The 12,414-nt window shown below is 39.8% G+C and carries 12 protein-coding genes; 7 read left to right on the top strand and 5 right to left on the bottom strand.

Annotated elements, in window-relative coordinates; all coding sequences use genetic code 11:
• Positions 1-3 precede the first annotated feature (3 nt).
• Positions 4-729 (bottom strand): AraC family transcriptional regulator, encoded by a 726-nt coding sequence (locus IE199_RS01225; RefSeq protein ID WP_189766898.1) that lies wholly within the window; start codon positions 727-729, stop codon positions 4-6.
• A 125-nt stretch (positions 730-854) separates the two neighbouring features.
• Between IE199_RS01225 and IE199_RS01230 the strand changes: the two genes are divergently transcribed.
• The 6 genes from IE199_RS01230 to IE199_RS01255 are packed head-to-tail and all read left to right on the top strand — an operon-like array spanning position 855 to position 7,572.
• On the top strand, positions 855-2,015 hold the full coding sequence (locus IE199_RS01230) for a Gfo/Idh/MocA family protein (RefSeq protein ID WP_229854459.1): 1,161 nt from the start codon (positions 855-857) through the stop codon (positions 2,013-2,015).
• A 12-nt stretch (positions 2,016-2,027) separates the two neighbouring features.
• On the top strand, positions 2,028-3,080 hold the full coding sequence (locus IE199_RS01235; RefSeq protein WP_189766899.1) for a sugar phosphate isomerase/epimerase family protein: 1,053 nt from the start codon (positions 2,028-2,030) through the stop codon (positions 3,078-3,080).
• A 9-nt stretch (positions 3,081-3,089) separates the two neighbouring features.
• A complete protein-coding gene (locus tag IE199_RS01240) occupies positions 3,090-4,298 on the top strand; it encodes an MFS transporter (RefSeq protein ID WP_189766900.1) in 1,209 nt (402 codons plus the stop codon).
• 21 nt (positions 4,299-4,319) lie between these two features.
• Positions 4,320-4,937, top strand: coding sequence for a gluconate 2-dehydrogenase subunit 3 family protein (locus IE199_RS01245; protein ID WP_189766901.1), 618 nt, complete (start codon positions 4,320-4,322; stop codon positions 4,935-4,937).
• Positions 4,938-4,948: 11 nt separating this feature from the next.
• Complete coding sequence (locus IE199_RS01250; protein WP_189766902.1) at positions 4,949-6,688, top strand: GMC oxidoreductase; 1,740 nt, start codon at positions 4,949-4,951, stop codon at positions 6,686-6,688.
• A 29-nt stretch (positions 6,689-6,717) separates the two neighbouring features.
• Positions 6,718-7,572, top strand: coding sequence for a sugar phosphate isomerase/epimerase family protein (locus tag IE199_RS01255; protein ID WP_189766903.1), 855 nt, complete (start codon positions 6,718-6,720; stop codon positions 7,570-7,572).
• A 112-nt stretch (positions 7,573-7,684) separates the two neighbouring features.
• Here IE199_RS01255 and fliB read toward each other — a convergent pair whose 3' ends face one another.
• Positions 7,685-8,950, bottom strand: coding sequence for a flagellin lysine-N-methylase (gene fliB, locus IE199_RS01260; RefSeq protein WP_189766904.1), 1,266 nt, complete (start codon positions 8,948-8,950; stop codon positions 7,685-7,687).
• Between the two features lie 431 nt (positions 8,951-9,381).
• Positions 9,382-9,600, bottom strand: a complete 219-nt coding sequence (locus IE199_RS01265) for a DUF6500 family protein (RefSeq protein WP_189766905.1) — start codon at positions 9,598-9,600, stop codon at positions 9,382-9,384.
• A gap of 288 nt (positions 9,601-9,888) precedes the next feature.
• Between IE199_RS01265 and IE199_RS01270 the strand changes: the two genes are divergently transcribed.
• The gene (locus tag IE199_RS01270) at positions 9,889-10,857 is read left to right on the top strand and encodes a dihydrodipicolinate synthase family protein (RefSeq protein WP_189766906.1); all 969 of its coding nucleotides are present in this window, start codon (positions 9,889-9,891) and stop codon (positions 10,855-10,857) included.
• Positions 10,858-10,961: 104 nt separating this feature from the next.
• Here IE199_RS01270 and IE199_RS01275 read toward each other — a convergent pair whose 3' ends face one another.
• A complete protein-coding gene (locus IE199_RS01275) occupies positions 10,962-11,657 on the bottom strand; it encodes an aspartate/glutamate racemase family protein (protein ID WP_189766907.1) in 696 nt (231 codons plus the stop codon).
• A 188-nt stretch (positions 11,658-11,845) separates the two neighbouring features.
• Positions 11,846-12,349 (bottom strand): hypothetical protein, encoded by a 504-nt coding sequence (locus IE199_RS01280; RefSeq protein WP_189766908.1) that lies wholly within the window; start codon positions 12,347-12,349, stop codon positions 11,846-11,848.
• Positions 12,350-12,414 lie beyond the last annotated feature (65 nt).

Raw genomic sequence — 12,414 nt, forward strand, 5'->3', positions numbered from 1 at the left:
GGGTTATCTATAGTTGTCACGAAACTCTGAAGGCAGTTTGCCAAACATGAGCTTAAATTGTTTACTGAAATAACTGTGATCGGCAAAACCTGCTCGTTCGCCCACATCAGCAATCGCAATGTTGGTTTCCACTAGCAAGCGTCTCGCTTTTTCAAGGCGAAGTTGCGTGATAAATTGCTTGGGTGTTTTTTTCAGGTGTTTTTTAAATCGCCTTTCTAGTGCGCTTACCGACAAGTGGGCAACTTCCGCCAATTCTTCTATGGTAAAAGGTCTGTGGTAGTTTTCTTTAATAAAGTCTACGGGAGCTTTAACCGCTTCTAAGCCAGTTAACGCTTTAGCCAGTTTCTCCAAGTGACGGGTAACGCCATAAGAGCCAACAATATTTCCGTTAATATCTTTTAATGGACGCTTGCTGGTGCTGTACCAAGCAAAGTTGCCATCAACACCAATATTCATCTCTAAACGTTCAGTAACACTGCCACCAGCGAGTATTTTTTCATCATCTTGCACAAATTGTTGTGCAATATGTGCAGGGGCAAAATGGTGATCTGTTTTACCAATAACCTGTTCAATTGATTTAACACCTTGGTGTTTGATGAACGCTTTATTTGCGTAGATAAATTGATGTTTTTCGTCTTTTATCCAAAAAAGTATGTCGGGTAAAAGATCAAACATTTTAATAAGTTCGATGCAGTTTATATTGTCTAACAAGCTGTTATTGACTGGCATATGAGGCTCTCAATAATTTATATAACGCCGATTTCGTTGCATTAAAAACCGATTTCATAGTAACACCTCATCAACAGATAATTCTATATTTAATGCATGATGAACAGAAAACAGGCAACTCGCTGATGAGAAAAATTCGCATGGGCATGGTTGGTGGTGGTAGTGGTGCATTTATTGGTGCACTTCATCGCATGGCCGCTGCACTTGATGGTGAAATAGAACTAGTATGTGGTGCGTTTAGCTCTGATGCACAAAGAAGTAAAAGCTCGGGCCAAGCCATGTATTTACCTGCTGATCGCTGTTATGACAGTTATCAACAAATGTTTGAGCAAGAATCACAACTAAGTGCTGATAAACGCATGGACTTCGTTGCCATCGTAACGCCTAACCATTTGCACTTTCCGGTTGCAAAAATGGCGATTGAATATGGTTTTCATGTGATGTCGGACAAACCGGCCACCTTTAACTTAAACGAAGCGATTGCGCTAAAAACACTGCTTGAAAATCATGATGTCCTCTATGGATTAACACATACCTATAATGGTTATCCAATGATCAAACAAGCTAAACATATGGTGGCTTGTGGTGAACTAGGTCAAATTCGCAAAGTCGTTGTTGAATATTCTCAAGGTTGGTTGGCATCTAAAGCGGATGAAACCAGTAAACAAGCAAGTTGGCGTTTAGATCCTAAGTTATCTGGCATCAGTTGCTGTATGGGAGATATTGGCGTACATGCTGCTAATTTACTTGAATACGTTGCAGGACTAAACATTGAATACCTTTGTGCCGACTTAAATACCACAGTAGAAGATCGTCAGCTCGATGACGACGGTACGGTTTTGTTAAAACTGACCAATGGCGCTAAAGGTGTATTAATGGCCAGCCAAATATGTATCGGTGAAGAAAACAACTTACGTCTTCGAATTTATGGCGAGAACAAGAGCATAGATTGGTCACAAATGGAGCCAAATACTTTGTGGCTTAGATCAAATAACCAACCAACACAAATGTTAAGGGCTGGCGTTGGTGACTTATGTTCTAGTGCTATGACTGCAATGCGCACGCCTGCTGGTCACCCCGAAGGATACATTGAAGCCTTTGCTAATTTATACCTGAACTTTGCCAAGCAAATTAGAGCATTTCACGCTGGTGAAGATAGTAGCAATGAAACACATGATGTACCGGGTATTGAACAGGCGATTCGTGGTATGGCATTTATTGAACAAACGGTTATCGCAAGTAAGTCAAATACTAAGTGGCATGCGATGAACATCAGTGAAAGTTAAGAGGGATAAAAAATGACACAATTTAAAGGGCCAGGCATTTTTCTCGCACAGTTTTGCCAAGATGAAGCGCCTTACAACTCGCTCGCTGATATTTGCCAATGGGTCGCTAGTTTAGGCTACAAAGCGGTACAAATACCGACATGGGATAAACGTTTATTTGACTTGGAAAAAGCATATAGCAGTGATGTTTATTGTGATGAAATTAAAGGCATAGTTAAAAGTGCAGGGCTGGAAATCAGTGAGTTGTCTACACATTTACAAGGCCAACTTGTTGCCGTGCATCCCGCTTATAACGCTCAGTTTGATGGGTTTGCCGACGCGTCAGTTAAAAACAATCCTCAAGCGCGCACGGAGTGGGCGATTGAGCAAGTTAAAATGGCCGCTAAAGTTAGCCAAAAACTTGGTTTAACTGCACATGCGACATTTTCTGGTGCGCTGTTATGGCAAACTGTTTATCCATGGCCACAGCGACCTGCAGGCTTAGTTGAAGAAGGTTTTGCTGAATTAGCCAAGCGCTGGTTACCTATTCTCGATGCGTTTGAAGATGCTGGTGTTGATGCTTGTTTTGAGCTTCATCCTGGTGAAGATTTACACGATGGGGTGACGTTTGAACGCTTTTTAGACGCGACAAATCATCATAGCCGTGCCAATATCTTATATGACCCAAGTCACTTTGTATTACAACAGCTTGATTATTTGGCTTTTATTGATATTTATCATGAGCGCATTAAAGCATTTCACGTGAAAGATGCTGAGTTTCGTGCCAATGGTAGAAGTGGTGTCTATGGGGGTTATCAAGACTGGCAAAATAGACCAGGCCGTTTTCGCTCGCTTGGTGATGGGCAAATCGATTTTAAACAAATCTTTAGCAAATTAACCCAGTATGGCTATCAAGGTTGGGCAGTGCTTGAATGGGAATGTTGTTTGAAACACCCTGAAGATGGCGCAAGAGAGGGGGCTCCATTTATTGCTAGCCACTTAATTAGAACACCAGAACATGCGTTTGACGATTTTGCATCCAGTGGTAAAGATGATGCATTAAATCGCCAAATTTTAGGGTTATAGGAGTAATAAATGACAACAATTAATAAAAATAAACTCTTTATTGCGAGTTGCTTAGCACTAACCGTTACGGCGATGACCTTTGCCATCAGAGCGGGAATATTAAGTCAATTGAGCCAAGATTTTGCATTATCAGATACTCAATTAGGCTGGATCAATGCTATGGCGTTTTTGGGTTTTCCAGTTGCAACCATGTTAGGTGGTCTACTGTATAACTACTTAGGCGCTAAAAAACTGATCATCATTGCATTGGTCGGGCATATCGTTGGCTTAATACTAACGATTCAGGCCGGTGGTTTCTGGAGCTTGTTAATTTCTACTTTTTGTATTGGCTTTGCCAATGGTGCGGTAGAAGCTGGTTGTAATCCATTGATTGCTGACATGTATCATAAAAACCAAACGACTATGCTTAACCGTTTCCACGTTTGGTTCCCTGGCGGCATTGTTATTGGCGCATTGTTATCTAAATTTATGACAGATATGTCGATGGGGTGGCAATTACAAATTGCGATCATGTTATTGCCAACTATTGTCTACGGCTACCTGATTTTATCTCAACAGTTCCCTGAAACCGACAATATTGAAACCTCCACCAGTAAAAACATTCGTGGTTTACTTTCACCGTTATTTTTATTCATGGCGTTTTGTATGACCTTAACGGCGACAAGTGAATTAGGCACACAACAATGGATTGAGCGTATTTTAGGAGCTTCGGGTGCTTCACCTATGTTGATCATGGCAATGATCACTGGCGTTATGGCTGTGGGGCGTTATTTTGCTGGACCTTTAGTGCACAGGCTTAATCCTTCCGGGGTGTTATTTGCCTCAGCGATATTTACCGCTTTGGGTATTTTCTCCATGAGTATGGCAACAGGGCCAATGGTTTATGTATCGGCACTGATCTTCGCCATTGGTGTCACTTATTTCTGGCCCACCATGATAGGTTTTGTTGCAGAAAATATCCCGCAAACAGGGGCTTTAGGAATGTCTATTATGGGTGGAGTAGGTATGTTTGCTGTGAGTATGTGGAACCCTATTATTGGCCAGTGGATTGATGATGCACGCCAACAAGCACTATTGGCCAATTCAGATCCACAAATGGCCGAGTTAGCTGCTGGTCAAGCTGCGTTAGCAAATCTAGCCTTGTTCCCAGTGGTGTTAATTGTCACCTTTGCTGTGCTTACTTGGTATATGAAGAACAAACACCAGCAGCCAACATAAACGGGATTTTCTGGGGGGAAGATGAAAAAACATATATTAGATACTGCCGTGAATAAACGGCAGTTTATGCAAGGCTTAGCCGTGCTGATGGGAGCTGGTGTAAGCGCACAGTTAATGTCAGGTCAAGCTTTAGCCAGTGCACTAAGCTATCAAGCTGAAAGTGACAGTACCAATCAGGCATTAACACTGTTTACTGAAAAACAGATGCAATGTTTACATGATATTTGTGCACAAGTATTGCCACAAACAGATACACCAAGTGCCGCCCAACTTGGCGTACATGGTTTTATCGACCATCAATTGAGTGTTTGTTTTAGTAAAGAACAACAGCAACAAGCTATTGCAATCGTTGAAAAAATAAAGCAAATGGCAATGTCACATTGGCAAAAAAGCTATGTTGAACTGACCGCAAAACAGCAAATACTATTGCTGCAACAAATAGAAGCACAACAAGCGGGCTTTGATGAGCAAGATGGTGCTGCATTTTCACTTTTGAAGTCGTTAATTGTTTATGGCTATTTCACTACTGAAATTGGTGCAACTCAGGTACTTGCATATCAAGCGGTGCCAGGTGGATTTAAGGGCTCGATTCCTTATGCATCGGTTGGTAAGTCTTATGGCTCTTTGGCTTACTATTAAGGGTGAATGTAATGAACAAACAAGCTGATTTATATATTGAAGAGTCAAATGAAGTTTATGATGCACTAGTCGTTGGCTCAGGTGTTAGTGGCGGTTGGGCAGCAAAAGAGTTGTGTGAACGCGGCTTAAAAACGTTAATGCTAGAACGTGGGCGTGTCGTTGAACATCAAAAAGATTATCACACGGAAGGAAAGGGCGTTTGGCAATACCCAAATCGCATGAAAGTAGATAATTTACTGTTAGAAGAACAGTATAAAATTCAACAGCAATGCTATGCATTTCATGATGGTACTAAACACTTTTTTGGGAATGATAAAGACTTACCTTATTCAACAGAAGAAGGGACTAAATTTAGCTGGATCCGCGCTAATCAATTAGGTGGTAAATCATTATTGTGGCATCGTCAGTCGTATCGTTTTAGCAATTATGACTTTGAAGCCAATAAACTTGATGGTCATGGTAATGACTGGCCGATTCGCTACAAAGATATTGCGCCATGGTATTCTCATGTGGAAAAACATGCAGGTATTTCAGGTAACTACGATGGTTTGGACCAACTACCTGACAGTGAGTTTTTACCACCGTTTGATTTTACTAAACCAGAATTAAGTATTCAGAAAAAGTTTGCTGAACTTTTTCCTGATAGACCTATGGTAATGGGGCGAACCGCACACTTATCAAAGGCAACGGAACTTCATTTATCACAAGGGCGCGTAACGTGTCAGGCACGAAATGAGTGTCAAAAAGGTTGCTCTTTTGGCGCTTATTTTTCTACTCAAAGTTCTACGTTACCCGCAGCGGCTAAAACGGGTAATTTGCACATAGCAGCTAACAGTGTTGTGCATAGTTTAATTTACGATGAGAGCAGCAAACGTGTTACAGGGGTTCGTGTTATCGACAATGAAACCCTTAAACCACGAGAGTACTACGCAAAAATGGTATTTTTGTGTGCTTCTACCCTAGGTTCAACGCAGATCTTGCTAAATTCCACCTCAAAAAGTTTCCCAAATGGCTTGGCAAATAGCTCGGGCGTGTTAGGCCATTATTTAATGGATCATAACTACAATGCTGGAGCATTTGGTTTTGTTAAAGGCTTTGAAGATGAATTTTATTCAGGCAGACGTCCAACGGGTATTTACATTCCTAACTTTCAGTTTGAGCCTAAGCGATACAAAAAAGGATATCAGCGAGGCTACGCATTGGCCGGTGGTTCTGGCCGAGCAAACTGGCAGCAAATGTCTCGTGGCAAGGGCATAGGTGCTGACTTTAAACATCAGCTAACGCAAGCTGGTACGTGGTTTTTTAACCTGCAAGCACAAGGTGAGATGTTGCCTCGTTATGAAAATCAGGTCAGCTTACATCCGACGAAAAAAGATAAGTGGGGCATCCCACAACTACACATCAATTGCCAATGGTCTGATAATGAAAAGGCAATGATGGCTGATGCAGAGGCTACGGCAAAAGATATGTTGATTAAGGCGGGTTTAGAAAATGTTAGCAGTTACAACTCCATTGAAGGCGGGCCTCCAGGTCTTGCGATTCATGAAGTAGGTACGGCACGCATGGGGCACAACGCCAAAGACTCTGTGTTAAATCAATTTAACCAAAGTCATGACATCGCCAATTTATTTGTTACCGATGGTTCAAGCTTCTGTTCATCCGCGGTTGTTAACCCGTCACTGACCTTTATGGCCTTGACGGCTAGAGCAGTCGATTATGCCGTTAAAGAAATGAAAGCTGGCAGAATATAACTATTTACCGAATTCAATTAGGAAAGATAATGAAAAAATTACTTATGCCATTGTTAGGCTGCATAACGCTATTAAGTGCCAATGCATATGCAGACAAAAGTGATAAAGCTATATTGCCAAAAATCAGTGTGCAACTTTGGTCTGTTAAGAATGACGTAAAAGATGACTTTAAACCGACGTTGGCGCAGCTTGCGCAAATGGGGTTTGAAGGTGTTGAATTTGCGGGGGAATTTGGACCTTTTAAAACGCAACCTGAGCAACTTAAAAGCTACTTAAATTCGCTTGATCTTGAAGTGAGCGGTGCGCATATGGGCTTTGACCAACTGTCAGAAGAGAAATTCGACGCAACTGTCGCTTTTTATAAAGCCATTGGTACCACAATGTTAATTGTGCCATGGGATGAAAGAGCATGGCACCCAGAGGGCGTGAAAGAGGTAGTGGCTGAGTTAAACAAACTGGCTAAAAAGTTAAAGCCACATCATATGCGCATTGGTTTTCACAACCATGACCAAGAGTTTAACGACTTTCAAGGAACAACCTATTGGGATTATATTGCAAAAAATACTACGTCAGATGTTGTTTTGCAGCAAGATGTAGGTTGGACAACTTATGCCGGCAAAGACCCAATAGAGTACGTAAAGCGCTACCCAGGTAGAACATTAACAACTCACTATAAAGTGAGACTTCCAGAGGGCACTGAAGGTAAACTACCGATTATTGGCAAAGATACCATCGATTGGTTGAATTTAACCAAAGCCAATATTGCTGTAGGTGGTACATTATGGTTGGTGGTAGAACAAGAAGAATACCCCAATGGTTTGACACCATTGCAGGCAGTGGCGGAGTCTAAAAAAGGCTTAGATAAGGTATTAAAGCAGTTATAACGTAATGCTAATAGTATGATTTATCCTGCAACGGGTTAAATTCTAGAGATAACTGAGAATGACACTCAGTTATCTTAGCTAACCTAGTTGAGCATATATCAAGCTTTTATTGTCACTTTAACAATCCAAAAATGGCACCCGCACTTTGAGTACCAGTTGTTTCCAGCTGGTGTTCCATATTTTCAATAAAATTTGCTTCGTGTTGCCGACGACGAGCATACGATTGAAATAGCAGTAACACTGAATCATCAGTTAAACGATTATCTTTTAAAGCCATTGCACTCAGATAGGCTTTTAAATTAAACAAGTCAACACAGAGTATTCGGAAAAATTGAAACGGTGTTTTTCCTGAACTATATAAAAATTGATTATGATAAAAGTAATACAATAAATAATTAGTTAGAACTTGCGGTTTGTTACTAAAATAATCATCTAAAATTGGCTTTGCTTCTTTTAGCATGTTGGCAAATATTTGGTTTTGCGCCGAATTCTCTTTCTCTGCCTTCATTCGTTGGTTAAATTGTTCAATAACCGCTTGCCTGCAAACATCAAAACGCTGGCCAGAGGTTGATAACGTTAAGTTCTCTATTGTATCGCCAAACATCGCGGTTTCTTGCTCAAGCTTTTTATCTTGATGAATAAAAACACGCCATTTTAATTCGTCATTGTTTGGTAGGTCGAGATACATTTTACTGAGTGAACCATCAGTAATCATTTCTTCTACAGTACTTATTAACTGTTCTAAACGAGCAGGCGTTTCAAGGTGCTGCTCAGATTGTTTCAACAACATACCGATCGAAAACAAACGTTCTTCTATAGAAATAGCGTCGAACAGTAATATATTAAAACAAGAATCTCGTAAAATCGGCATCCAAGCAGGTAGAGCATTATGTAAATAGCCGCCCAAAATATCATTACTAATTTTATGTTCAGGCTGTTGTACCGCTTCGAACATCATGGCTGAGTTATTAAATAAGATATTTTTTGCGGCACTAGGACACGACAGACTTAAGCTTGCTTCCACATGATCCCCAAACCAAAATAAGGCTCTAGGATAACTCTTGCAAATGTTTGATAGCGCTTGATGACCACTATGTTTGTGAATCTGACATAATTTGCTCTCGTCTAAAAAGGGGCAATTGCCGTCGGAAAGCATTTGTATACTCCCCCAGTTCTCAAGAGACTTTCGAGTTAATTTAAGATGTTCGTTGGCTAGATTTTTAATGACGATAACGTTACTTTTTTTTAAGTTTTTAAATGTTTTTTTATCGACATCAACTGACCAGCTATGACAGCAATGATCTGGGCATTGGTCCGCTGCACACTCAAACTCTTTGTAAAAGGCAGGGGTAATAACATCAATGGGATTCGATTTCATAGTGTCAACTTTTTGGGCTTGGTATAACATCATAAGCAAAAGTTAAACCAAAGTTAAACTACAAATTTAGCAAACATCGCTTAAATTCACGAAAGAAGGCTTTAATCTGTTTGATGTTGAGTCATGGGGAGCACTAACTTTCAAATAGCTGACAAAGTTCTAGTCTATTCGGTTTGACGTGGATGATAAAAATTTTCCGCTCGTATAGATTAGTCGCTTCACATTCCTTCCTGTTATCCGAAAATACAAATTTAGCCAAGCCTGTAACTTATTTGTGGCCAATAATGAGCAATTGAACGTTTGCTGACATATTTAATTTCACCAAATACAGCTTTAGTCGATTGACTTAATATGGCACAAAGCAACAGTCAGGTTTATTGAAGCTAGATAACGAAAAGTGACAGGCGAAATTGTAGTTAACTCAATAAAGGTTAATCACCCGACTCTACCATGGCTTTAATTTTTCTCGCTTTTTCAAAATGGTCTAATTGATGAGTTTCAATCCACCAACGTGCAGCCTCCATCAGCACTTCTGGCTGGTCATTCTTATTCTTAAAAAATGCATAAAAGGAAAGGCCGACATCTTGTCCTTTTTTCTCAATTTTCTGCTCACATACTTCGATGATCTTTTTTCTAAGCGCTGCTCTCAACCTGTTATTCCTTTATTGATTTAGCATCAAATTGCAAATGATGTAATTCTATTTAGATAAATAAAATAGCGGAGCATATAGTATTGAGCTCACTATGACAAAAGCATTGCATAATCTTTTACTCTCCCCGAAGTTGTAACTTCAGAGTTACTGATAACATTTAAAAAACAGGCTTAAGGGAACTCATTCAAAACCCTTTAAAGCGCAGGAATTACTAAAGGTGATTTAACTAATATAAATCTAGTGGTATAATGTATACAATTTTGTTTGGTAATTAGAGAAATTAAGATGAAAACAAATAGCACAGATTGGCGAAATACGGTTATGCCAGCGGTATTTACATGGTTAAAAGAGTCAGCGTCGGGTTCGTTAGAAATTGATTTTACAGCCACACAAAAATACGCCGCAGATATTTTAAAAGTTCAAGGGAAAGGTGGCACAAGAATGGGAGGGCTCGTTGGCTCTGGTACGCTAGGTGAAAATAGCTACCTAAGCACTGAACAACGTCTTTCTCTACTTAAAGCCCTTGCCGAAGTTGCTAAAGAGTTTAACGTGCCATTAATTAGCGGCGCTGCAGCAGAAACTAAAGAAGAGCTTGCCGTAATAGTTAAAGATTTAGCGACGGTTGGTGTGAATACTGTCATGGTGATGCCACCAAAAACGAAAGAAACACCAACTGATGAAGAAATGTATGCGTACTATGCGCAATCTGCAGCCGCGGCAAAAGAGGCAGGCATCACCATCATGCCTTATAACAACCCTGATGCAGCAGGGTACCATGCGCTCTCAACTGACCTACTTAAAAAGCTTGCAGCCTTGCCTGAAGTCACTGCGCTTAAAATATCGACAACCGATGTTTCAGTTATTGAGACACTAGTGTTAGAGAATAAAGAGACAAAAATTTTGGCCGGTGTTGATACAGTAACTGTACATGCAGGGCTCGCTGGTGCATGCGGCGGCATTACTGGTGTTGGTTGTATCTTTCCAAAAGCTAGTGTAACCATGCAAGAGTACGTTAATAATGGCGAATGGGCAGAGGCAAATAAAATATCTCAGGCGATGAACTCCATTTCATATCTAGATGCTCAACCTTTGCTATTAGAATATCTGAAGTTTGCTTTTGGTCTTCATCACAATGATGCGAATGGTGGGCTCCGCACTTTGGGTAAGGCATTAACTCAACAGCAAATTGATGACGTTCGAGCAAGATATTTGCTCGCAAAAGAAAGACTTGAGCTTTTGGATTTAATTGACTAATTCATTGAAGTTTTTAATGTTAAAACCCCGTTATTTTACGGGGTTTTTATTATAGGGTTCTGATCAACGGATCTATAACCTTTGTTATTGAGTGTGATTTGAAATTACTGGCTTAACGCTAGTTTTACAGCAGCCTCAGCGTGGATTGCTGTAGTGTCGTACAAACGAATATCAGTATCCGATTGTTTTACCAATAAGGCGATTTCGGTACAACCTAAGATAATCGCTTGAGCTCCCTGAGAATGTAAATTGTTAATAACCTTTAAATACTCTTGTCTCGAGCTTCCTTTAATCTTACCCAAACACAACTCTTTATAAATAATGTCGTGAATAATGGTTTGCTCATCGGCACTTGGTACAACAACATCTATAGCAAATTTGTCGATAATTCGTTGTTTATAAAAATCTTGTTCCATTGTGAAACGGGTGCCAAGCAAGCCAACTTTTTTGATATTGTCCAATACCAGCGTTTTGGCAGTAGCATCTGCAATATGAAGAATGGGAATTGAAATAGATGATTCAATTTGTGCAGCAACCTTATGCATAGTGTTGGTGCATATCAGTAGAAAATCTGCGCCACCCGCTTCTATATTTTGTGCTGCTTTTGATAAAATTTCTGCAGTTTCAGTCCATTTTCCTTGATGTTGCAGCTTTTCAATTTCATCAAAGTCTACGCTATACATACATATTTTAGCTGAGTGCAAGCTACCTAAGCGATTTTTGACTGATTCATTTATTGCTTTGTAATAGCTAACTGTTGACTCCCAGCTCATTCCACCCAGCATGCCAATTGTCTTCATTAGAATCTCCATAAACTGACTGCAATAAATATTATGACAAATCGCTACATATTGAAGCCTAACTTGCCTTGATATGTTGCTCAAGAGCATTTAACTACACCGAGAATACCCAAGTATTAGGGTTAATAGTACCCGCTAATTTGGTATAGAACACTCATTTATGTTGTTTCTAGATTTTCTGCGGGTACCTACATTTGTAACAATATTAAATCATCGCCTTTGATTTGATATCTAGGAGACTTTAAATCAGAAACAGGTTTGTTCTTGACTATTGGGTCGCCAATATACTTGCCATTTTTATCCCATTTCATTATGCATTGATAATTTTCTTCACAATGCTCAGTGTTTTCTATCTCCACACATTGATATACCTCTTTAAACTTAAATGACGTGCATTCTGCAATGGGTTTTGACCAGTCAAACTCCGGAAGAAGATAATAGCCATCTCGTTTGGGAATGTAGTGCACTACAAGTGATGATGCTTCTTTAGCTGTTTTTGTGACAAAAATACTGGTGAAAGGGGTTTTAAATTCAACGGTTTGGTTTAGTTGCAAATCTGAAATATTAAAATGTGGATATTTAGTTAGCGCTGCTTCGCTTGGAGTTAGCGATTTAAAAAAGGGCGCTGATATAAAGCCAGTTGCTATGATGCCAAAGATACAAATACAATAGATTAATGACTTTCTATACATAACGATTCCTCCATGAATGTATATTGCACGATAAAAGCATACATTATTCGATTAAAGTAACGTAT

This window comes from Thalassotalea marina (assembly GCF_014656435.1).
GTDB lineage: Bacteria > Pseudomonadota > Gammaproteobacteria > Enterobacterales > Alteromonadaceae > Thalassotalea_C > Thalassotalea_C marina.